This is a genomic window from Mycobacterium xenopi (assembly GCF_009936235.1).
Lineage (GTDB): Bacteria > Actinomycetota > Actinomycetes > Mycobacteriales > Mycobacteriaceae > Mycobacterium > Mycobacterium xenopi.
Genome location: NZ_AP022314.1, coordinates 3,477,573 through 3,499,844, shown reverse-complemented (window position 1 = coordinate 3,499,844; position 22,272 = coordinate 3,477,573). Strand labels below are relative to the sequence as shown.

Sequence of the window (22,272 nt, the reverse complement as noted above, 5' to 3'; positions counted from 1 at the left end):
GGCCAGTTTCTCGCAACAGGTTCACATTCGATGCTAGCCAGGCACTTTCGCCGTAATGTTGGTCATCACGATGTCAGGCACCGACTCGGGAAAACCGCAGAAAGTCACTTCCACCAAAACCGATGCCTTGACCCGATAGTCGCGCCCGCAGGCACCCGGCCTGGTGTGCAGCGAGTCGGCGTCGGCGCTCCACTCGCCCACCAATAGCCAGCCCGCCGACGTGGCCGCGCAGTGCTCCACGGTGCCAACCAGGGCCTCGAAGCTGCGGCGCGCGGTGTCGGCGTCGCGGTACCCGGCGGCGCCTTCGGAGATCAGCGCGCCCTTGGGCGGGGCCTGAAACGTCGTTTTGTGGAACTGCTCGACGTCAGGCCCGAACACGGCGGTGTCGGCGTAAACGAACCGGCATTGCGGCGGCGCCGTCGCGGCCAGCGAGTCCAGGTCTACCAGTTGCTTGCCGTCCATCGACGGGATGATCGTCAGGTCGTCACCGGTGCCGGTAATCGCGCGCATCCGCGACTGGTCCAACAGAACGTCGTCGACGTCGACGCCGGACAGGCCACCCAGGGGTCCGAACGCTGGGACGGCTGCGCCCCCCACCACGCGGGTGCATGCTGCGGCCAGCAACGCCGCACAACACACCAGCAGCGGTCGCGACATCTTGTGCAGTCCTTCCCTGCTGTCAGCGTAGCCGCGGGGCGCCAGTACGGTTGGGCGATGAGCGTTTTCGCGACGGCCACCGGCAACGGCTCGTGGCCGGGCGACTCGCCGCGGCAGGCCGCCGAGGTGGTCGTCGGTGAGCTGGCCGACGCATTGGCCCACATTGTGGAGTTGCCCGCCCGCGGCGTGGGCGCCGACATGATCGGGCGTGCCGGAGCGCTGCTGATCGACGTGGCGATCGACACGGTGCCGCGTGGCTACCGGGTCGCTGCCCGGCCTGGCGCGGTGATGCGCAGGGCGGCAAGCCTGCTCGACGAGGACATCGATGCGCTGGAAGAGGCCTGGGAAGAGGCGGGCCTTCGCGGCAGTGGTCGCCCGGTCAAGGTGCAAGCCCCCGGACCGGTCACGCTGGCGGCCGAGTTGGAGTTGGCCAACGGGCACCGGGCGATCACCGATCCCGGTGCCGTGCGTGACCTCGCCGCGTCACTGGCCGAGGGAGTCGCCGCTCACCGGGCCGCGGTATCGCGGCGGCTCGACACTACGGTCGCGGTCCAGTTCGACGAGCCGTCGTTGCCGGCCGCGGTGGCCGGGCGACTGACCGGAGTGACCGCCTTGACCCCGGTCGATCCGATTGACGAGGCGCTGGCCACCGCGGCGCTCGACACCTGCGCCGCCGCCGCCGGCGCCGATGTGCTGCTGCACAGCTGCGCGTCGTCGCTGCCGTGGAACTTATTGTGCGCCAGCAAGTTTCATGCGCTTTCGATCGGCGCCACCACCACCCCGCACAGTGCGGACCTCGACGGTATCGCAGAGTTCATCGAATCGGGACGCACCGTCATGCTCGGCGTTGTGCCCGCCACCACCCCCGCGCGGCGGCCCTCCGTCGAAGAAATCGCAGCGGCCGCCGTGGCGCTCACCGACCTGCTTGGTTTTCCTCGCGCGCAGGTGCGTAATCGCGTCGGCATCACCCCGGCGTGCGGCCTGGCCGGTGCGACGCCGGAATGGGCCCGCACCGCCATCGGGCTCGCTCGGAAGGCCGCCGAGGCTCTGGCCGAAGACCCTGACGCGATCTAGCCGATCCTAAACGCAACCGAAAGGTTGCGCTTCATCGCCGCGCATGGTGTACTGACACGCAACTAGGAAGTTGCATATGGGTGCCGATCGAATCGAAAAGCAGGTGGTGGTGCGTGCACCGCTGGAGCGGGTGTGGCGGGCCATCAGCGACGCGGAGGAGTTCACGCGCTGGTTTGGCGTCCGCTTCGACGGGCCGTTAGTCGCCGGGATCGCGGTCACGGCGACGATCACCCCGACCACCATCGACGACGATCGTCGCCCGGCTTCAGCAGCCGCACTCCGGGACCTGAAGCACCTGGCAGATCGTCGCGGTCGAGCCGCCGAGAAGGTTTGCCTACCGCTGGCATCCGTGTGCGGGCGAGCCGGACGTCGACGAGGAGCCCACCACTTTGGCCTTGGCGGAGACCCTGACGGCGTGTTGCTCACGATCATGGAAAGCGGCTTCGACGCACTGCCCGAGCCGCGCCGATCCGACGCATTCGAAGCCAACAGCGGCGGCTGGGCCCATCAGGTCGAATTGGTGCGCAAGTACCTCGCAGGAGTGTCTGCGGCACCCAAGGACGAGGCGGTGTGACCACAGCTGTCGGCATCGAGGGGTCGGCACCGCTCTTCGGCGCTCTAGGCGACCCGAATCGGCTCCGCATCGTCGTCCGCCTCTGCGAGGCCGGTCCGAGCTCGACCACCCAAGTAACCCAAGCGCTTCCGGTTACGCGGCAGGCGGCCAGCAAACACCTGCAGCTGCTGGAGCAGGCGGGCCTGGTCAGCAGCCGCCGCCGGGGCCGCGAGCGGATCTGGGCGGTGCGCACCGAGCCGCTGACCCAAGCCAGCGACTACCTCACGCAGTTGTCGCGGCGGTGGGACGCTGCCATCGACCGGTTACGCGCCTACGTCGAGCAATGACCCGGAAGCCGTGTCGGGTTTCTCGGATAACCTGCGACTGTGGGTTCGGCAGAGGTTGACCAGGTCGCGCCGGACATTCGGCGGCAGTGGCAGGAACTCGCCGACGAGGTGCGCGAACACCAGTTCCGCTACTACGTGCGCGACGCACCAATCATCTCCGACGCGGAATTCGACAAGCTGTTCGCCCGGCTGGTCGCGCTCGAGGAGCAATACCCGGAACTGCGCAAACCCGACTCGCCGACCCAGCTGGTGGGCGGCGCAGGGTTTGCCACCGACTTCATGCCGGCCGAACACCTCGAGCGCATGCTGTCGCTGGACAACGCGTTTAATCAGGAGGAACTCGCCGCCTGGGCGGCTAGGGTTCGCGCCGAGATCGGCGATCAGGCACACTATCTCTGCGAACTGAAGATCGACGGGGTGGCGCTGTCGCTCGTGTATCGCGACGGCCGCTTGACCAGGGCGGCAACCCGGGGGGATGGCCGCACCGGTGAGGACGTCACGCTCAACGCGCGCACCATCGACGACGTCCCCGAGCGGCTGCAGGCCAGCGACGACTTCCCGATACCGACGGTGCTGGAGGTGCGCGGAGAAGTATTCTTCCGGCTGGCCGACTTCGAGGCGCTCAACGCCGCCCTGGTCGCCGACGGCAAGTCGCCGTTCGCCAACCCCCGCAACAGCGCGGCCGGATCGCTGCGGCAAAAAGACCCCGCGGTCACCGCGCGCCGCAAACTGCGGATGATCTGCCACGGGATAGGACACACCGAAGGCTTTAGCCCGCAAACCCTGCACGAGGCGTACCTGGCGCTGGCGGCCTGGGGTCTACCGGTCTCGGAGCACACCACGCTGGTCGACGACATGGGCGGCGTGCAGCGGCAAATCGAGTACTGGGGCGAGCACCGCCATGACATCGACCATGAAATCGACGGGGTCGTTGTCAAAGTCGACGAGGTGGCGCTGCAGCGCAGGCTGGGCTCGACGTCGCGGGCGCCGCGGTGGGCCATCGCCTACAAGTACCCGCCCGAAGAGGCGCAGACCAAATTGCTGGACATCCGGGTCAATGTCGGTCGCACTGGGCGGGTTACACCGTTCGCATTCATGGAACCGGTGAAGGTCGCCGGCTCGACGGTCGGGCTGGCCACCCTGCACAACGCGTCGGAGGTCAAACGCAAGGGTGTGCTCATCGGGGACACGGTGGTGATCCGCAAGGCCGGTGACGTGATCCCTGAGGTGCTGGGCCCGGTCGTCGACCTGCGCGACGGCTCGGAACGCGAATTCGTCATGCCGACAACATGTCCCGAGTGCGGCACCCGGTTGGCGCCGGAAAAAGAAGGCGACGCCGATATCCGTTGCCCCAACGCGCGTTCATGCCCGGCGCAATTGCGGGAGCGTGTTTTCCACGTCGCAAGCCGCGGCGCGCTGGACATCGAGGGGCTGGGCTACGAGGCCGGCATCGCGCTGCTGCAGGCCAAGGTCATCGCCGACGAGGGTGACCTGTTCACCCTCACCGAGGACGACCTGTTACGCACCGAGCTTTTCCGAACCAAAGCGGGTCAGCTGTCGGCCAACGGCAAGCGGTTGCTGGCCAACCTGCAGGAGGCAAAATCCCGGCCGCTGTGGCGGGTGCTGGTGGCACTGTCGATCCGCCACGTGGGGCCGACGGCGGCGCGGGCACTGGCGGCCGAGTTCGGCAGCCTGGATGCGATCATGTCGGCGTCCACCGAACAGTTGGCGGCGGTCGAGGGCGTCGGGCCGACGATCGCCGAAGCGGTCAAGGAATGGTTCAGCGTCGACTGGCACCGCGTGATCGTCGAGAAGTGGCGGGCCGCGGGCGTGCGGATGGCCGACGAGCGCGACACCGGCGTGCCGCGCACCCTGGAGGGTCTGACGGTTGTCGTGACCGGGTCGCTGACCGGGTTCTCGCGCGACGACGCCAAGGAGGCCATCGTTGCCCGCGGGGGCAAGGCAGCCGGTTCGGTGTCGAAGAAGACCGACTACGTCGTGGCTGGGGATTCACCCGGGTCGAAATACGACAAGGCCGTCGAGCTGGGCGTGCCTATCCTCGACGAAGAGGGGTTTCGGAAGCTGCTGGAAAAGGGGCCGGCCGGTATTTCGGATGCAACGTAACCGCCCAGGCTTGGTTCACCACGGCACGGGCAGTTCGACGAGCCCCCGGGCCAGGACGTCGCTGCGCACGGTCAGCGTCGCCGGATCGACCGCCAGATGCATTGACGGGAAACGCGAAATGAGTTGTACGAAAACAATTTTTAACTCAATGCGGGCCAGCGGCGCCCCGATGCAATAACGTGCGCCGTATCCGAAGGTGACATGGGGTGCTTGCTTGCGGGCGATCTGGAGACGGTCGGGCGGGCAGAACACCGTCGGATCGTGGTTGGCCGATCCGATGTCGAGCAGCACAAGGTCTCCGGTGTCGCCTGCTGTTTCGCCACGCCGCCCGCGAACCCGAGTTCCGCGACGTCGTCGAAGCCCTCCACGAGATCTCCACCGAAATCACGCGCCGCCACCTAGCAAGCATCGATGACGAGCGCTGGCGCAGCTGGGCGGCACATCTGTTGCCGACCCTCACCACAGACGCCGTCATCGCCTGGCTTGACGCCGGCCAGCCAGACCCCGAGCAGGCGCCGGAGCGCATCCGCCGCATCGTCGATGCCGTGATCGCAGCCGCGACGCGCTGACCGAACGACTGGCCGCGCTCAGCGCAGCATGGTCGCGACGATTCCGGCCAGATAGCCCAACCGCGCCACTTCCGAGGGGCGGAATGCCGGTCCGCCGGGCCGGCCCAGCATCACCGCGGTGTGCGTATCCAGCAGCGGCGCCGCCACCAGGGTGGTGTCCAGATTGCGCCAGGTCTGCGGCACCCAATCGGCGTCGCCGTCCAAGACCTCGGCACGCTCGATCGGCAGCCACGGCGCCGAATCCAGCTTCGTTTCGGGCGCGCCCGGACTGCCGACCACCACATCCACCCTCGTGCCGCCGCTGCGCATCACCGTGCACCAGCCCACCCGCAGCACCCGGGGAGCCTCGTCGACGAGCACCTTCAGCCGGGAATCGTTGTCACCGGCCGCGGCGACGTGGTCGAGTAGCTCAAGCTCACGGTGCGCCTCCAGCAGCCCGGTATGCGGCCGCAGGCTATCCACCCGGATGCCCTTGAGCGCTTCGGCGGCGGTGATCAAGGTGTCCGGCATCGCCCCCGGCGGCAGCTCGACCACCAAGTCGTCGATCGCATACCCCGACGCGCGTTCCACCACGTCGAGCGACAAAATGTCGGCTCCCACCGAGCCGAGCGCCACGGCCAAAGAACCAAGGCTGCCCGGTCGGTCCACCAGCTGGACACGCAGCAGATATGACGGCACGCGCATCACTGTGACACAGCGATGGGCCGACGGCATTTCGACTGTGCGGCCTGTGGCTGCGTGACGGTGTCGGGAGCCGCGAGATTAGGCTTTTCGGTCGTGTCCCAGATCTCCCGTGACGAGGTTGCGCACCTGGCCAGGCTGGCCCGGCTGGCGTTGACGGACGCCGAGTTGGACAGCTTCGCCGGACAACTCGACGCCATCCTGACCCACGTCAGCGTGATCCAGGCGGTCGATGTCGCCGGGGTCGAGGCGACCGGCAACCCGCTCAAAGACGTCAACGTGACCCGACCGGACGAGATCACGCCGGGCCTGACCCAACAGGAAGCGCTGGCCCAGGCGCCCGAAGCTATCGACGGGCAATTCGCCGTTCCGAAGATCCTCGGTGAGCCGCAATGACCGACATTGTCCGGCTTAACGCTGCCACGCTGGCCGCCAAACTCGCCGCCAAGGAGTTGTCGTCCACCGAACTCACCCAGGCCTGCCTGGACCAGATCCAGGCAACCGACGAACGGTACAACGCCTTTTTGCACGTGGCCGCCGATCAGGCCTTGGCCGCGGGCGGCGCCGTCGACAGGTCACTGGCCGCCGGCGAGCCCCTGCCGTCCCCGCTGGCCGGCGTGCCGCTGGCGCTCAAGGACGTGTTCACCACCGTCGACATGCCCACCACGTGCGGATCCAAGATCCTCGAGGGCTGGCGATCCCCATATGACGCCACCGTGACCGTCCGGCTGCGTGCGGCCGGGATCCCCATCCTGGGCAAGACCAACATGGACGAGTTCGCCATGGGCTCGTCGACCGAGAACTCCGCCTACGGCCCCACCCGCAACCCGTGGAATGTCGAGCGCGTCCCGGGCGGCTCGGGCGGCGGCAGCGCGGCGGCGCTGGCCGCGTTCCAGGCGCCGCTGGCCATCGGGACCGACACCGGCGGCTCGATCCGCCAGCCCGCCGCACTGACCGCGACTGTCGGCGTCAAACCCACCTACGGCACGGTGTCGCGCTACGGGCTGGTGGCCTGCGCGTCGTCGCTGGATCAAGGCGGTCCGTGCGCGCGCACCGTGCTGGACACCGCGCTGCTGCACCAGGTGATCGCCGGGCATGATCCGCGCGACTCCACGTCCATCGGTGCCCCGGTGCCCGACGTGGTCGGGGCGGCCAAGGTCGGCGCGGACGGAGATCTGCGCGGGGTGCGCATCGGGGTGGTCCGCCAGCTGCACAGCGGCGAGGGCTACCAGCCCGGCGTGCTGGCGTCGTTCAACGCCGCCGTCGAACAGTTGACCGCACTCGGCGCCGAGGTGAGCGAAGTCGACTGCCCGCACTTCGATTACGCGCTGGCGGCCTACTACCTGATCTTGCCGTCGGAGGTGTCGAGCAACCTGGCGCGGTTCGACGCGATGCGCTATGGGCTGCGAGTCGGCGACGACGGCACGCACAGCGCCGAAGAGGTGATGGCGTTGACTCGCGCCGCCGGGTTCGGCCCAGAAGTCAAGCGGCGCATCATGATTGGCACCTATGCGCTGTCGGCCGGCTACTACGACGCCTATTACAACCAGGCGCAAAAGGTCCGCACCTTGATCGCCCGCGACCTCGATAAGGCTTATGAATCCGTCGATGTTCTGGTGTCGCCGACGACCCCGACCACCGCGTTCCGGTTGGGGGAAAAGGTCGACGATCCGCTGGCGATGTACTTGTTCGACCTGTGCACGCTTCCGCTGAACCTGGCCGGCCACTGCGGCATGTCGGTGCCGTCGGGCTTGTCGCCGGACGACCAGCTGCCGGTCGGGCTGCAGATCATGGCTCCCGCCCTCGCCGACGATCGGCTCTACCGGGTGGGGGCGGCTTACGAGGCTGCGCGCGGTCCGTTGCCGTCGCCCATCTAGGGCGAGCAGACGCAGAATCGCATTAATTGCGACCATTGTGTGCGATTCTGCGTCTGCTCGGCGCACCTACCCGCGACCTCGGTGCAAGATGAGGGCATGCGGATCGGGATTCTCACCGGGGGCGGCGACTGTCCGGGGCTCAACGCCGTCATCCGGGCGGTGGTGCGCACCTGCGACGCCCGCTACGGGTCGGCGGTCGTCGGCTTTCAGGACGGTTGGCGCGGGCTGCTGGAGAACCGGCGCATCCAATTGCACAACGACGACCGCAACGACCGGTTGTTGACCAAGGGCGGCACGATGCTGGGCACCGCCCGCGTGCACCCTGACAAGCTGCGCGCCGGGCTGAACCAGATCATGCAGACCCTCGACGACAACGGAATCGACGTGCTGATCCCGATCGGCGGCGAGGGGACCCTGACCGCCGCGCACTGGCTTTCCGAGGAGAACGTGCCCGTCGTCGGCGTGCCGAAAACCATCGACAACGACATCGATTGCACGGACGTGACTTTCGGCCACGACACCGCGTTGACGGTGGCCACCGAGGCCATCGACCGACTCCACAGCACCGCCGAATCACACCAGCGGGTGATGCTGGTGGAGGTGATGGGCCGCCACGCCGGCTGGATCGCGTTGAACGCCGGGCTGGCATCCGGCGCGCACATGACGCTGATCCCTGAACAGCCTTTCGACGTCGAAGAGGTGTGCCGTCTGGTCAAAAGTCGATTCCAGCGCGGGGACTCGCACTTCATCTGCGTGGTCGCCGAAGGCGCCAAACCGGTCCCTGGGTCGATGAAGTTACGCGAAGGCGGCATCGACGAGTTCGGTCATGAACGCTTCACCGGCGTGGCCGCGCAGCTGGCCACCGAGGTGGAGAAGCGCATCAACAAAGACGTGCGGGTGACGGTGCTCGGCCATGTTCAACGTGGTGGCACACCGACCGCTTTCGACCGGGTGCTGGCCACCAGGTTTGGGGTGAACGCAGCCGATGCCGCCCACACCGGCGAATACGGGATGATGGTCTCGCTGCGCGGCCAAGACATCGGTAGGGTGCCGCTGGCCGACGCGGTACGCCAGCTCAAGCTCGTGCCGCAGAGTCGCTACGACGACGCCGCCGCGTTCTTCGGCTGACCCGACCGTCGATCCGCCCACGGCGAACGAACGGCTTCCGTCCCGCATCGTTGGCGTTTACCCGCCGTGCACCACATGTTTCACGTAATTTGCCAGAGTTGGCGCGAACCCTGCCAGTCACACCGGTTACCGTCGACAACATGAACAACCGCGGTGCTTATCGCGGCGAGGTTCAGCGACCGGTGTCGTCGGCGCAGCCGACCGGCCAAGCAGTTGCCCACCGGCCCCCGCAGGGCCGACCCGTTCGCCCTAACCCCGAACCCAACATCGCCCCGCGGTCCTACCGCCGAGACCCAGCGGCGTATCAGCCGCCGCCGCGGATCCGGTCATCCGCCGACACCCCGACCGTGCCCGCGCGCCCGATGCCAGAGCCGGTTGGCCGACGTCCCAGCTGGGACACCCTCGACAGGCTCGAGGGGTTAGAGAAGCTGCCGGCCGGCCACCCATGGCAGGGCCTGGTGAACCGGCTCGCGCGGCGACTCCGTCCTTCGGGCAGGGACCGCGAATACGAGCTGAGCCTTTGCAACCGGGTTCGCGCCCCGGTAGGCGGCGTGTTCCCCATAGCAGTCCTCAACTTCAAAGGCGGCGTGGGCAAGACCGCGGTGGTTGAGGCGTTGGGCTCAACCTTCGCCCATATACGCGACGACCGAGTTCTTGCTGTCGACCTCGGCGGCGGAGACCTCGCCGACCGGCACGGTAAACCGAAATCCATTGAGCCTGCTCGACCTTGTCGCTGACGCAGCGGCAGGGCGGTATGTCGACATAGGGGCATATACGTGGCGCAACCGTGCGGGGCTAGAACTACTCACTTGCCCGGATTATGCCGCCAGTGATGGACTAGTAGGCCGCGATGACTTCGTCAAAGCGTTTTCCCTTCTGCGAAGGCATTATTCGGTGGCATTAATCGACTGCGCGTATAGCCTCGCACACGGCGCCATCGAGGCTGTGCTACGGGAGTCACGAGCTCTCGTAGTGGTCACCAGCATATCCGCCGGTGCCGCGCGGAAGACCGGTACGACGCTGAAGTGGTTGCGCGCCAGTGGATATCAGCGACTGGGCGAATCAGCAGTGCTGGCGATCAACCGCATCGAAGGCGTCAAACCCAACACCCTGGCCGCCACGGAACTCAAGCGGTTGGCGTCTCAGTTCCCGCCTCAGCGTGTCGTGGTGTTGCCGTTCGACCGGCATGTGCATGAGGGCAGGGCCATCAGCCTCGAGCGGCTGAGCAACCAGAGCAGGCGTCGATATCTAGAAATGGCGGCTGCGCTCGCTTCGGCGTTCCCCCAGCGCAATTGAGTTAGCATTCCTGTTCCACGGTTGGCATCCCACCCGTGATGCTCGCACAATCGCTGCCTGGCTGGGTGGCCGGAGGCAAGTTTGGGGCGCTAGTCGGCCTGGATCGATGCTTCGTGGCTGGAATGCCACCACGGCACCGGTGGCAATCGGCATGATGCGAGGCATGAGTGATACACCTAAGCCGTCGGTCCCTTCGACTTCCGCCGCAGCGCCGCCATCGGTCGGGAGTTCGCCATCAGAGCCGGACCGGCTATATCAGACTGCAGCGCAGGTCGCGATCGGCGCGGGGATCATTGTGTCAGTGGCGACCGTCGTCGTTGTCTTGTTCGCGATCTGGTGTTTGGTCACCAAGAGGACCCCACCATGGTTTCAGGCCGGCGGCGACCGGCGAAACCCGCATCGATAGGCGCCATCTTTCGCCGTGGCCTGGTGCCGGCCAGCGTGACGTCACATGGTGGCGTCCGAGTTAGCGCAGTTCTGCCGCGGTGACGTCGCATAAGCCAGCTGACGCCGACTTCTTCAGCTTCATTTCAGCTTCGCTGGCTAGCGTCGCGGATCGACATGGACGTAGCGCCGACGCCGCCGAGCATGCCAACCAGCCAGGGCAGCTGTTCGCGCGTTGAAGGCATCGACTCGGATCGCGCGGTGTGAACGGCGATGTCGACAACCGCTGAGGCGCTTCAGCGGCGAACGTCGCACGCCCTCGATGTGCTGAACTTCTCGTTGGGGGGTGTTCGCGAGGGGCTCGGCCCGTACCTGTCGATTTACCTTCTGCTGGCTCACCATTGGGATCAGGCGTCGATCGGGTTCGTTCTGATGGTGTTTACCGCCGTGGGAATCCTCGCTCAGACGCCCATCGGCGCCTTGGTCGATCGCACGGCGGCAAAGCGGGCACTGATGATTGCCGCCGCTATCGCGATCAGCGTCGCGTCCTTGGCGATGCCGCTGGTTCCCGGCATCTACAGGATCTCGGTCCTGCAAGCCGTGGTCGGGATCGCGTGCGCCGTGCTCACCCCGACGTTGGCGGCGATCACGTTAGGCGTTGTCGGGGTGCGGTTTTTCGCGAGGCGAATCGGGCGCAACGAGTCGTTCAACCATGCGGGCAATGCCACGGCCGCTGCGGTTGCCGGCGTGCTGGCCTATTTCTTCGGCCCCCTGGTGGTGTTCTGGCTGCTCGCCAGCGTTGCCGCGATCAGCGTCATTGCAACGCTGCGGATCCCGGCCGACGCGATCGACCACGCGGTGGCCCGTGGCCTGCGCGGCGCGGCGGGCGAACAGCACCGCCAGCCGTCCCGGTTGGCAGCCCTGCTGCACAACCGCCGGTTGGCGACCTTCGCGGTCGCGATCGTGCTGTTTCACTTCGCCAACGCGGCCATGCTGCCGCTCGTTGGCCAGGAGCTGGCCTTGAACAACACACACGTCGGAACCACGCTGATGGCGGCGTGCATCGTCGCTGCGCAGGCCGTCATGGTCCCGGTCGCGTTCATCACGGGTGCCCGCGCCGACCGCTGGGGACGAAAGCCGATTTTCCTGGTCGCCTTTGCCGTGTTGACCTTGCGAGGTTTTCTGTTCCCTCTTTCAGACGACTCCCACTGGCTGGTCGGTGTGCAGCTGCTGGACGGTGTCGGAGCCGGCATTTTCGGCGCGCTGTTTCCCCTAGTGGTCTCCGATGTCACGCAGGGAACTGGCCGGTACAACGTCAGTCTCGGAGCGGTCATCACCGCGTGGGGCATCGGGGCGTCGCTGTCGAACCTGGTGGCAGGCATCGTCGTGGTCGCGTTCGGTTACCACGCCGCGTTTGTCTCACTGGGCGCCATCGCCGCAGCCGGCTTCGCGCTGTACCTGTTCGCCATGCCAGAAACCCGTCCCGCCGGCGAGCCGCTCGGTGCCGGGGTCAATGGCCCTTCCTGATGGCCACCGCCCGGCCGATCGAATTTCCCGCAGGCCGCGGGTCTCGGTCGAAAAGCCAGACGGCACATGCCATCTCGGCTACCTGTAGCAAGTCGCTGCGGCCGGTGACCCGGCGGCCGTCACGCGGCGCCGCCGGGTCGGGCTGCAAAGCCTCGCCAAGCCCTTGCGCAAGCGATAGTAAACGATATATCTTTCCCTATCGTAGATAACTACCTGCTCCACCCGAAAGCGAGTGATCACCATGACTGAATCGCAAGCGCCCAGGCCCCGGCGTGGACGAGCGAAGAAAGACAAGGCAGACGAACTGGTCACCGACCCGCTGACCGGCGACGAACTCAGCGATCGAGGCGACAACGCTCCTGTAGAGCTAGAAGCTGTCGGCGAACACCAGCCTGCGGGCCACGACGCACCGTCGAGAATTCAAGCACCGCATCCCGAAGACCTCGACGTGTACGAGGGCGATCTTCCGGTCGAGTGGGACTATGACGAACCCGAACCGGATTACGACGAGGAACCCGAATTCGAGCCCGACGACGAGGAATTCGAACTGGAGCCCGACTACGACGAGGAGGCCGATCTCGGTGGCCGCCATCTTGGCCCCGGCCGCGAACCCAGGTTGGCCACCGGACCCAGGCATGGCCCCGGCCACCACGACAGACCGCCCCACGAACACCACGGCCCAGGCCCCAAGAAAGCCCCCGGCAAGAAGGCTGTCGGCAAGAAGGCGCCTGCCAAGAAGGCCCCCGGCCCGAAGAAACACCCCGGCCACCCACCGCCCCCGCCGCATGAGCACGGGCCCGGCCACCCACCGCCCCCGCCGCATGAGCACGGGCCCGGCCACCCACCGCCCCCGCCGCATGAGCCCGGGTCGGAGCACGGCCCGGGCGGACCTGGGCCGGAAGCGGATTTTGGCCTCGGGCCCGGCGCTAGCTTGGGTTTCGGGCCCGGCCCCGACTTCGGTTTCGACTTCGGCTTCGGCCCAGGCGCCCGCGGCCAGCGGCGCGGGCCCGGTCGCCGCGGCCGCCGCGTGCGCCCTGGTGATGTCCGTGCGGCGATTTTGCATTTGCTCGCCGAGCGCCCCATGCATGGCTACGAAATGATTCAGGAGATCGCCGAACGCACCCAGGATGCCTGGCGGCCCAGCCCGGGCTCGGTCTATCCGACGCTGCAGCTGCTGGATGACGAGGGTTTGATCGTCAGCTCTGAAACCGAAGGGAGCACAAGACTTTTCGAGCTGACCGACAAAGGACGCGCTGCGGCTCAGAAAATCAAGACGGCTCCCTGGAAGCAGTTCGCCGAGGGCGTCGACCCAAATCGGGCCAACCTGCGAGCGGAGTTGGCTCAATTGTTCGGCGCAGTGGCGCAATCCGCATACGCGACTACTGCTGAAGTACAGCAGCGGGTCGTCGCGATCCTGAAGAACGCCCGCCGCGAAATCTACAGGTTGCTCGCCGACGCCGAGTGACACCGGGGGTTCGGCATGGATCGGGGCATGCCGGCAAGCAAGACGTGATGTCTTCACTACGATCGAAGCCATGACGGTTGCCGCAAAGGTCGCTGGGGTCGAGCTGCTCGACTACGACGAGGTCGTCGCACGCTACGAGCCGGTCCTCGGCCTGGAGGTGCACGTCGAGCTATCCACCGCCACCAAGATGTTCTGCGGCTGCCCCACCGCATTCGGCGCCGAACCCAACACCCAGGTATGCCCGGTGTGTCTGGGGCTGCCGGGTTCGCTGCCCGTGGTCAACCAGGCCGCAGTGGAGTCGGCGATCCGGATCGGGCTGGCACTCAATTGCGAGATCGCGCCGTGGTGCCGGTTTGCGCGGAAGAACTACTTCTACCCGGACATGCCGAAGAACTACCAAATCTCCCAGTACGACGAGCCGATCGCGGTCAACGGCTACCTGGAAGTGCCGCTGCCGGACGGCACCAGCTGGCGGGTCGGCATCGAACGCGCCCACATGGAAGAAGACACGGGCAAACTGACCCACCTCGGTAGCGACACCGGCCGCATCGAGGGGGCGACCACATCGCTGATCGACTACAACCGCTCCGGCGTGCCGCTGATCGAGATCGTCACCAAGCCGATCGAGGGAACCGGCGCCAAGGCACCCCAGATTGCCCGCGCCTATGTGACGGCGCTGCGAGACCTGTTGCGCGCCTTGGACGTCTCCGATGTCCGCATGGACCAGGGTTCGATGCGCTGCGACGCCAACGTGTCGTTAAAGCCCATCGGCACAAGCGAATTCGGTATCCGTACCGAGACAAAGAACGTCAACTCGCTCAAGAGCGTCGAGGTCGCGGTCCGCTATGAAATGCAGCGCCAGGGCGCTGTCCTGGCATCCGGGGGCCGGGTCATCCAGGAAACCCGGCACTTCCACGAAGCCGGCTACACCAGTCCCGGCCGCACCAAGGAGACCGCCCAGGACTACCGGTACTTCCCGGAGCCCGACCTGGAGCCCATCGCTCCCAGCACCGAATTTGTCGACCAGTTGCGCCAAACCATCCCCGAGCTACCGTGGTTGCGCCGCAAGAGAATTCAGCAGCAGTGGGGGCTCTCCGATGAGGTGATGCGCGATCTGGTCAACGCTGGTGCCGTCGACCTGGTCATCGCCACCGTCGAGCACGGCGCGCCCAGCGAGGCGGCCCGCGCCTGGTGGGGAAACTTCCTGGTGCAAAAGGCCAACGAGGCCGGAGTCGAGCTCGACGAATTGCCCATCACTCCCGAACAGGTCGCTGCCGTTATCGCACTGGTCGACCAGGGCAAGCTGTCGAACAAGCTGGCCCGCCAGGTCGTCGAAGGCGTACTGGCGGGCGAGGGCGAACCCGAACAGGTGATGAACGCCCGCGGGTTAGCGGTGGTGCGCGACGATTCGCTGATCCAGGCCGCGGTCGACGAAGCGCTAGCCGCCAACCCCGACATCGTCGAGAAGATCCGCGGCGGCAAAGTACAGGCGGCCGGCGCCATCGTCGGCGCGGTCATGAGGGCCACCAAGGGCCAGGCCGACGCCGCGCGGGTGCGCGAACTTGTGCTTTCTGCCTGCGGGCGGGGCTAGGCCACACAGACCACACCGGGATAGGATCACCCGCTCGAACACCCGAATGGGTGGTTCGTCTCGGAACGGATTGCCGCAGCGTATGTGCCTTCTTGTGCTGGCAGGTCTGTCTGCACTCGTTAGGAAGGTAGTACCAGTGCCGCCGTGGCGACTCCGCGACTTTCACGACGACGACCTCGATCAGGCGATTTCGGTCTGGGACCAGAGTCGCTGTCCCGGTGAGGCGTCACCCGTTTTCCCGATCTCGGAGGTGGTTTCGGCCGCCAGGTCGGGTCAGCCGGCGATCGTCGCCGTGGTCGGCGACGAGCTGGTGGGCATCGCCGTGGCCCAATTTCAGGCCGAACGAGCGTGGGTTTCGATGGTCGGGCTGAGCAACCGATGGCGTAATCGGGGTATCGGTAGCGCACTGCTGGCTGAACTTGAACTGCGGCTGCGTTCGCTTGGTGTCCGGCGGATCGGTGCACTGCTGCCGGCGGAGGCGACGGGAACGGCGGCGCTGCGCAATTCCGGCTACCACGAGCGCACCGAGCTGGTGTATTTCGAGAAGGTCGACCCCCTCGGCGCATCGGACGCCGGGCTGCTGGCCGAGCTCGGTGGGCAACCGATGCCTCGCGGTTTGTGGCACGCGCTGGCCGGCATGGAAAAGGAAAAGCAGGTCATCGAACGGCGGATCGTGCTGCCGCTCACCGAGCCAAACGTCGCCGAGCAGTACGGGGTCTCACCACCGAAAGCGGTGATCCTGTTCGGGCCCCCGGGGACCGGCAAAACCACCTTCGCCAAGGCCGTTGCGGGTCGGCTCGGTTGGCCGTTCGTCGAGTTGTTCCCGTCGCGGTTGGCGGCACCCGACGTGGCCATGGCAAGCGCGCTGCGGGAAGCCTTTACGACGTTGACGGAGCTGGACGCGGTCGTGGTATTCATCGACGAGGTCGAAGAGATCGCGGGGTCACGCTCGGGCGTGCCGTCGGATCCCGCGCACGGTGCCACCAACGAGCTGCTGAAGCTGATCCCGGTGTTTCGTCAGCGCGACGAGCGGTTGCTGATCTGCGCGACGAACTCGGTGCATTCGCTGGACTCGGCGTTCCTGCGGCCTGGCCGGTTCGACTACGTCATACCCGTCGGACCTCCCGACGCGGCGGCGCGGGCGGCGATTTGGGCCAGATACCTTGGCCGCGCGGCCGATTCCGTCAACGTTGACGCGCTCGTCGAAGCCACCGAGATGTTCACCCCGGCCGATATCGAGTTCGCCGCCCGCAAGGGCGCACAGTTGGGGTTCGAGCGCGAGATCGAGTTCCGCCGCGGCGAGCCGGCCCACACGGAGGACTACCTGACCGCCATCAAAGAGACCCGCCCGTCGCTGACGGAGGCCGTGCTCGCCGAGTTCTTCGATGACATCGAGCAACACACGCGGCTGTGACGCGATCACCACTGGGGCGGTGCGGCGCCCCTGCCGAAGCTCCAGGTGGACTGGCCCAGTCTCGGCTTCTGGCGATCCTCGGGCAGGTGGCGCCGAAACTGCGCTGCCAGAATGGGTTCCGGGTCGTCTCCCTTGGTGAGCGCCAGACACGGGGCGCTGAATTGGCAGGCCTGGCAGTGCGGGGCGAACGTCGGATAGATCGCGGGCTTACCGCTCATGTCGAGAGCCTCCGAACCGATCAGGGCGCCTACCGCGCCGATCTCGGCGCGGCTGCGGCGGATCCGGGTTCGCCGCAGCGGGCCGACCGTGCACTGCTGGATGCGGGCCGAGTCGTCGGCGCGTGATGCGCGTGCGGTTAACCGCCGGTGCTGCGGGATCGCTCGACCGCCCCCGCTGCCCTCGCTTTGGCGCACCCGGATCCCCGGACTGCCGGCAGACAAGGGCCGATCGAGTGGACCGCTGAGGCGTATCTCGTTGTGGATCGTGCCCGAGATCTCCATCCCGAGATACTCCTGCTCCCATGCCCAGCATTGCGCGACCGCAGCCTCGTCGCGGATCAACATCTCCGGGTCCTGCCATGCGTTTGCGATCCGGTGGCCAACCACCCAGTACTCGTCGGCCGCGTCGACCGCCAACAGATCTATTCGGCACGTGTAGATCACCGCGGCCCCGTCCGCGGTCTGCAATCCCCGTTCCGGATCGCGCGGATCGGGTACCAATCCTTGGACCTCGTGCTCGACCTTCACCGGAGCGAAGTCGTCGACCGTGCTCGCCCACGCGTCGTAGGTGTCGAGCAGCGTGATCGCGGTCGGCAGCGCATGAGTCGCACCGGCGTCGTCGAGAGAACGCTTGACGGCCTTGTGGACTAGCGATTGCTTCAATTCGTGCGGCCAGTCCCAGGTGCCCGGGTAGTAGTAGACCGCCAGCGCATCTTTGAGGGCGGTTGGCAAGGGGGAACCGGCGGCGCCGACCGGCTCGAGATCGCGCCGGTGCGGCGAGGCGAAATCCCATTCTCGCCGGCACCGTTTGAACCGAGCCCGGTCGTCTGCAGTGATGCGGTAATCCACGCTGCGGCCCGTCGGTCAATGGAAGTGTGGCCACGGCTCGTCCAACGGCCAGCGGCACCGATCGGTATGCGAGGCCATCGACTCCAGCTCGGCGAGTAGATCGTCGAAGAACGCCCGCAACCGGTCGGGATCATCCAGGGGCCATGCCGCCGAGAACGACATCCACGCATCGGGCTCGGGTTCCTCCGCCGGCCGCACGCCGACGCTCTCGTCGCCGGCGGGCACAATCCGCCAGTTGTAGTCATCGGCACGTCGTTCGAGATACACGACGTCGTCACGACCGGGGCGCGCCGCCTCGATCGAGGCGAACAGCTCGTCACGGTTCATAGTGCTTTACGGTGCGCCCCGCCGATTCAGGATAGCTCGGTTGTGCGGCAAAGCCAGCGACCAATATGCGGGAGCCAGCTAACTGCAATTGATTCGCATGACCGACTTGCAACTAATTCGCATGACGGTCGTTGCGCAAATTCGTGTAATACACACCTAGGCGGCTCGCAGCCGCCGTTATTGACGGCCCAAGCCTACCTTGTGCTTCGACGAAACGCGGCGAATTCGTGGAAGTAGACGCTGATTTTCCGTGGCGCCAAAAGGCCGTTGACAACATATCGCGGCGCGAGTAAACCAGCAAATAGCGCCGCGTAAGTGGGCCGACGGTCGACTCCGGCGGCGTCAGGGGCCACAGCCCAGTCCAGCCCCGGAAAGCTGCAGTATGCCAACGGAAGCAGCAGTCAAAGCGGAAGACACCCTGATTCACGTTCTCTGGATCAACGCGGGTTTGAGTTGTGACGGCGATTCGGTGGCGTTGACTGCCGCCACCCAACCCAGCGTGGAGGAGATCGCTCTCGGCGCGCTCCCCGGGCTGCCCAAGATCGCTGTGCACTGGCCGCTGATCGACTTCGAGTGCGGACCTGAAGGGGGGGCGGACGATTTCCTCGAGTGGTTCTTCAAGGGCGAGCGCGGTGAGCTGGAACCGTTTGTGCTCGTCGTGGAGGGATCGATTCCCAACGAGCAGATCAAGGACGAAGGTTATTGGTGTGGGTTCGGCAACAACCCGGCGACCGGCCAGCCCATAACTACGAGTGAGTGGCTGGACCGGTTGGCGCCCAAGGCGACCGCGATCGTCGCGGCCGGCACCTGCGCCACCTACGGCGGCATCCACGCCATGGCCGGTAACCCGACCGGCGCGATGGGGGTACCGGACTACCTCGGCTGGGACTGGAAGAGCAAGGCCGGAATCCCGATCGTCTGCGTTCCGGGCTGTCCGATCCAACCGGACAACCTATCCGAAACGCTGACCTACCTGCTTTACATGGCTACCGGTCAGGCGCCGATGATCCCGCTCGACGAGGCGCTGCGGCCCAGCTGGTTGTTTGGCCACACCGTGCACGAGGGCTGCGACCGGGCCGGGTATTACGAGCAGGGTGACTTCGCCACCGAGTATGGATCACCGAAATGCATTGTGAAGCTGGGTTGTTGGGGGCCGGTCGTGAAGTGCAATGTGCCCAAGCGGGGGTGGATGAATGGTGTGGGCGGCTGCCCGAACGTCGGCGGGATCTGCATCGGCTGCACCATGCCGGGGTTCCCGGACAAGTTCATGCCGTTCATGGACGAGCCGCCGGGCGGCAAGGTCTCGGGTGCCGCGTCGGGGCTATACGGCTCGTTCATCCGCCCCCTGCGGCGCATCACCGCGCGCACCCTCGACAAGGAGCCGCGCTGGCGGCACAAGCGCGCAGAACTCACCACCGGAGCCCGGCGCACCTGGTAGGGCGTGGCAGACCATCACTAGATAGAAAGTGAAGTTCGATGACACAGATCATCCCCAAGCCATCGCATGAAAAGAGAGAACCCGGCCAACTGGTGGAGATGGCGTGGGATCCGATTACCCGGATCGTGGGCAGCCTCGGGATCTACACCAAGATCGACTTCGAGAACAAAGAAGTCGTCGAGTGTCACAGCACGTCGTCGATTTTCCGCGGCTACTCGATCTTCATGAGGGGCAAGGACCCGCGAGACGCGCACTTCATCACCAGCCGCATCTGCGGGATCTGCGGGGATAACCACGCCACCTGTTCGTGCTACGCGCAGAACATGGCCTACGGAGTGGTGCCACCTCACCTGGGCGAATGGATCGTCAACCTCGGCGAGGCCGCGGAATTCATGTTCGACCACAACATCTTCCAGGAGAACCTGGTCGGCGTGGACTTCTGCGAGAAGATGGTCAAGGAGACCAACCCGGGGGTGTTGGCTCGGGCCGAGAACACCCCAGCCCCGCACGCCGACGCGCACGGGTACAAGACCGTCGCCGACATCATGCGCTCGCTCAACCCGTTTAGCGGCGAGTTCTATCGCGAGGCGTTGCAGGTGTCCCGCTACACCCGGGAAATGTTCTGCCTCATGGAAGGTCGGCACGTGCACCCGTCGACGCTGTATCCCGGCGGGGTCGGCACCGTCGCGACGGTTCAGCTGATGACCGATTACATGGCCCGGCTGATGCGCTATGTGGAGTTCATGAAGAAGGTCGTGCCGATGCACGACGATCTCTTCGACTTCTTCTACGAGGCGATCCCCGGGTATGAGAAGGTCGGCTTGCGGCGCACCCTGTTGGGCTGTTGGGGCTCCTTCCAGGATCCGGAATACTGCAACTTCGACTACCGGGATATGGAGTCCTGGGGTCGCAAGATGTTCGTCACACCCGGAGTAGTGGTCGACGGCAAGCTCGTCACCACGTCGCTGGTCGACATCAACCTGGGCATCCGGATTCTTTTAGGCAGTTCGTATTACGACGACTGGACCGACCAGGAGATGTTCGTCAAGACCGACCCGCTGGGTAATCCGGTGGACCGTCGGCACCCGTGGAACCAGCACACCCTGCCGCACCCGCAGAAGCGGGACATGGACGGTGGCAAGTACAGCTGGGTAATGTCGCCCCGCTGGTTCCACAACGGTGACTACTTGGCACTTGATACTGGCGGCGGGCCGCTGGCGCGGCTGTGGGCGACCGCGCTGGGCGGGCTGGTCGATATCGGCTACGTCAAATCCACCGGGCATTCCGTACAGATCAACCTGCCCAAGACCGCGCTCAAGGGCCCGGTTGAATTCGAGTGGAAGATTCCCAAGCACGGCTCTAACACCATCGAGCGCGATCGGGCGCGGACCTACTTCCAGGCCTACGCGGCCGCGTGTGCGCTGCACTTCGCCGAGAAAGCGCTCGCCGAGATCCGGGCCGGCCGCACCAAGACCTGGGAGAAGTTCGAGGTGCCCAAGGAAGGCATCGGTTGCGGGTTCACCGAGGCAGTGCGTGGGGTGCTGTCCCACCACATGGTGATTCGCGACGGCAAGATCGCCAACTACCACCCGTATCCGCCGACGCCGTGGAATGCCAACCCGCGCGACTTCTACGGCACGCCAGGTCCTTACGAGGACGCGGTGCAAGGTCAACCGATCTTCGAGGAGAACGACCGGGAGCACTTCAAGGGCATCGACATCATGCGCACGGTGCGCAGTTTCGACCCGTGTCTGCCGTGTGGGGTGCACATGTATCTGGGCAAGGGCAAGACGCTGGAGCGGCTGCACTCGCCGACGCAAGCAGCTACCGGGGAGTAATGGATGGCTGATCGCCCCGAGGAGTTGGGAGGGCACGCGCAATGGCGCACGGCGGGCGATCGGATCCAGACGCTGCTGGACGCCACGTCGGCGGCCGGGTCCGCTGCACGTGAGCGCGCCGAGCAGCTGGTCCGCGAGGTAGTCGAGCTCTACGGCGCGGGTCTAAAACGGATCGTGGAAATGATCGACGATCCGGGGCTCGTCGAGCGACTGGCCGGCGACGACCTGGTTGCCAGCCTGCTGCTGGTGCACGGGCTACACCCGCACGACCTCGAGCGCAGGGTCGCAGACGCGTTGGACCGCGTCCGGCCTTACCTGGGTTCGCACGGCGGCGACGTGCATCTGCTCGACATCGTCGGTGACACCGTTCGGCTGCGGTTCTCCGGCAGCTGCAAGAGCTGCCCGTCGTCGGCGCTGACACTGGAATTGGCCGTCGAGGACGCCGTGCGGGCCGCCGCGCCAGAGATTTCGTCGATCGAAGTCGTTGCGGCCGAAGCCGATTCGACGCACATAATCCCGGCCGAATCACTGCTGGCGAAGGTGCATTCGAACGGCGCTGCCTGGCATCAGGTGCCCGATATAGCCGAGTTGGCGCCCGGCGAAGTGGGCGGGTTCTTCGTCGCGGGCGTATCCATCCTGGCCTGCCGGGTCGGTGAGCAGCTGTACGCCTACCGTGACTACTGCCCGGTATGCGAGGGGTCGCTGGCCGGTGCGGCACTGCACCGGGCGGACGACACCGGTGCACCGGTGCTGCGTTGCCCGCGATGTCGCAACGATTTCGACGTCGTGCACGCTGGTGCCGGGCTGGGTGATCCAGCGGCACACCTAGATCCATTCCCGCTGCTGGTTCGCGACGGGGTGCTGTCGGTGGCGGTGCCCACCGAGCCGATGGGAGCCTCGGCATGACCGCGCCGG

21 protein-coding genes and 1 pseudogene are annotated in these 22,272 nt (G+C 66.2%); 17 read left to right on the top strand and 5 right to left on the bottom strand.

Translation table 11 applies throughout. The features are described from left to right. Positions 1-33: 33 nt before the first annotated feature. Entirely contained in the window at positions 34-657 is a 624-nt protein-coding gene (locus tag MYXE_RS16545) for a sensor domain-containing protein (protein WP_003922161.1), read from the bottom strand. A gap of 57 nt (positions 658-714) precedes the next feature. Here MYXE_RS16545 and MYXE_RS16540 point away from each other — a divergent pair, with 57 nt between their 5' ends. The 4 genes and pseudogenes from MYXE_RS16540 to ligA all read left to right on the top strand — a co-directional run bounded on the left by MYXE_RS16540 (position 715) and on the right by ligA (position 4,755). Then, entirely contained in the window at positions 715-1,731 is a 1,017-nt protein-coding gene (locus MYXE_RS16540; RefSeq protein ID WP_003922160.1) for a uroporphyrinogen decarboxylase/cobalamine-independent methonine synthase family protein, read from the top strand. A 76-nt stretch (positions 1,732-1,807) separates the two neighbouring features. Continuing rightward, positions 1,808-2,305, top strand: a pseudogene (locus tag MYXE_RS16535) (SRPBCC family protein). Beyond that, the gene (locus MYXE_RS16530; protein WP_003922158.1) at positions 2,302-2,631 is read left to right on the top strand and encodes an ArsR/SmtB family transcription factor; all 330 of its coding nucleotides are present in this window, start codon (positions 2,302-2,304) and stop codon (positions 2,629-2,631) included. The pseudogene MYXE_RS16535 and the gene MYXE_RS16530 overlap by 4 nt, the downstream one beginning before the upstream one ends. 39 nt (positions 2,632-2,670) lie before the next feature. After that, complete coding sequence (gene ligA / locus MYXE_RS16525; protein ID WP_085195717.1) at positions 2,671-4,755, top strand: NAD-dependent DNA ligase LigA; 2,085 nt, start codon at positions 2,671-2,673, stop codon at positions 4,753-4,755. Between the two features lie 15 nt (positions 4,756-4,770). On the opposite strand, the gene MYXE_RS16520 is transcribed toward ligA, so the two are convergent. Beyond that, the gene (locus tag MYXE_RS16520) at positions 4,771-5,046 is read right to left on the bottom strand and encodes a cytochrome P450 (protein ID WP_085195719.1); all 276 of its coding nucleotides are present in this window, start codon (positions 5,044-5,046) and stop codon (positions 4,771-4,773) included. Positions 5,047-5,201: 155 nt separating this feature from the next. Between MYXE_RS16520 and MYXE_RS25000 the strand changes: the two genes are divergently transcribed. Continuing rightward, on the top strand, positions 5,202-5,324 hold the full coding sequence (locus MYXE_RS25000; protein WP_269474396.1) for a hypothetical protein: 123 nt from the start codon (positions 5,202-5,204) through the stop codon (positions 5,322-5,324). 18 nt (positions 5,325-5,342) lie between these two features. On the opposite strand, the gene MYXE_RS16515 is transcribed toward MYXE_RS25000, so the two are convergent. Beyond that, the gene (locus tag MYXE_RS16515; protein WP_112650188.1) at positions 5,343-6,002 is read right to left on the bottom strand and encodes an ACT domain-containing protein; all 660 of its coding nucleotides are present in this window, start codon (positions 6,000-6,002) and stop codon (positions 5,343-5,345) included. Positions 6,003-6,101: 99 nt separating this feature from the next. Here MYXE_RS16515 and gatC point away from each other — a divergent pair, with 99 nt between their 5' ends. The 9 genes from gatC to MYXE_RS16475 all read left to right on the top strand — a co-directional run bounded on the left by gatC (position 6,102) and on the right by MYXE_RS16475 (position 16,687). Next, complete coding sequence (gene gatC / locus MYXE_RS16510) at positions 6,102-6,401, top strand: Asp-tRNA(Asn)/Glu-tRNA(Gln) amidotransferase subunit GatC (RefSeq protein WP_085195721.1); 300 nt, start codon at positions 6,102-6,104, stop codon at positions 6,399-6,401. Then, the gene (gene gatA / locus MYXE_RS16505) at positions 6,398-7,882 is read left to right on the top strand and encodes an Asp-tRNA(Asn)/Glu-tRNA(Gln) amidotransferase subunit GatA (protein ID WP_161552109.1); all 1,485 of its coding nucleotides are present in this window, start codon (positions 6,398-6,400) and stop codon (positions 7,880-7,882) included. The genes gatC and gatA overlap by 4 nt, the downstream gene beginning before the upstream one ends. 96 nt (positions 7,883-7,978) lie before the next feature. Beyond that, on the top strand, positions 7,979-9,010 hold the full coding sequence (locus MYXE_RS16500) for an ATP-dependent 6-phosphofructokinase (protein ID WP_003922152.1): 1,032 nt from the start codon (positions 7,979-7,981) through the stop codon (positions 9,008-9,010). 140 nt (positions 9,011-9,150) lie between these two features. Next, positions 9,151-9,747 carry a nucleotide-binding protein gene (locus MYXE_RS24645; protein WP_232061633.1) on the top strand — a complete coding sequence of 199 codons (597 nt, stop codon included), beginning with the start codon at positions 9,151-9,153 and terminating at the stop codon, positions 9,745-9,747. 157 nt (positions 9,748-9,904) lie between these two features. Further along, positions 9,905-10,306, top strand: coding sequence for a MinD/ParA family ATP-binding protein (locus tag MYXE_RS24640; protein ID WP_232061632.1), 402 nt, complete (start codon positions 9,905-9,907; stop codon positions 10,304-10,306). Positions 10,307-10,963: 657 nt separating this feature from the next. Next, the gene (locus tag MYXE_RS16490) at positions 10,964-12,217 is read left to right on the top strand and encodes an MFS transporter (protein WP_003922150.1); all 1,254 of its coding nucleotides are present in this window, start codon (positions 10,964-10,966) and stop codon (positions 12,215-12,217) included. Between the two features lie 616 nt (positions 12,218-12,833). Beyond that, a complete protein-coding gene (locus MYXE_RS25325; protein ID WP_112650187.1) occupies positions 12,834-13,682 on the top strand; it encodes a PadR family transcriptional regulator in 849 nt (282 codons plus the stop codon). A gap of 70 nt (positions 13,683-13,752) precedes the next feature. After that, positions 13,753-15,273: an Asp-tRNA(Asn)/Glu-tRNA(Gln) amidotransferase subunit GatB gene (gene gatB / locus MYXE_RS16480; protein ID WP_003922147.1), complete on the top strand. Its 1,521-nt coding sequence runs from the start codon at positions 13,753-13,755 to the stop codon at positions 15,271-15,273. Between the two features lie 136 nt (positions 15,274-15,409). Further along, the gene (locus tag MYXE_RS16475) at positions 15,410-16,687 is read left to right on the top strand and encodes an ATP-binding protein (RefSeq protein ID WP_085195725.1); all 1,278 of its coding nucleotides are present in this window, start codon (positions 15,410-15,412) and stop codon (positions 16,685-16,687) included. A 5-nt stretch (positions 16,688-16,692) separates the two neighbouring features. Here MYXE_RS16475 and MYXE_RS16470 read toward each other — a convergent pair whose 3' ends face one another. After that, positions 16,693-17,637 carry a hypothetical protein gene (locus MYXE_RS16470; protein WP_142688747.1) on the bottom strand — a complete coding sequence of 315 codons (945 nt, stop codon included), beginning with the start codon at positions 17,635-17,637 and terminating at the stop codon, positions 16,693-16,695. Positions 17,638-17,769: 132 nt separating this feature from the next. Further along, the gene (locus MYXE_RS16465) at positions 17,770-18,081 is read right to left on the bottom strand and encodes a hypothetical protein (RefSeq protein ID WP_085195729.1); all 312 of its coding nucleotides are present in this window, start codon (positions 18,079-18,081) and stop codon (positions 17,770-17,772) included. A 382-nt stretch (positions 18,082-18,463) separates the two neighbouring features. On the opposite strand from MYXE_RS16465, the gene MYXE_RS16460 reads away from it, so the two are divergent. Genes MYXE_RS16460 through MYXE_RS16450 form a run of 3 tightly spaced genes read left to right on the top strand, consistent with a single transcriptional unit; the run spans position 18,464 to position 22,263 of the window. Further along, positions 18,464-19,519: an NADH-quinone oxidoreductase subunit B family protein gene (locus tag MYXE_RS16460; protein WP_085195731.1), complete on the top strand. Its 1,056-nt coding sequence runs from the start codon at positions 18,464-18,466 to the stop codon at positions 19,517-19,519. 38 nt (positions 19,520-19,557) lie between these two features. Beyond that, entirely contained in the window at positions 19,558-21,357 is a 1,800-nt protein-coding gene (locus tag MYXE_RS16455; protein ID WP_038430799.1) for a nickel-dependent hydrogenase large subunit, read from the top strand. Positions 21,358-21,360: 3 nt separating this feature from the next. After that, a complete protein-coding gene (locus tag MYXE_RS16450) occupies positions 21,361-22,263 on the top strand; it encodes a NifU family protein (protein ID WP_085195732.1) in 903 nt (300 codons plus the stop codon). Positions 22,264-22,272 lie beyond the last annotated feature (9 nt).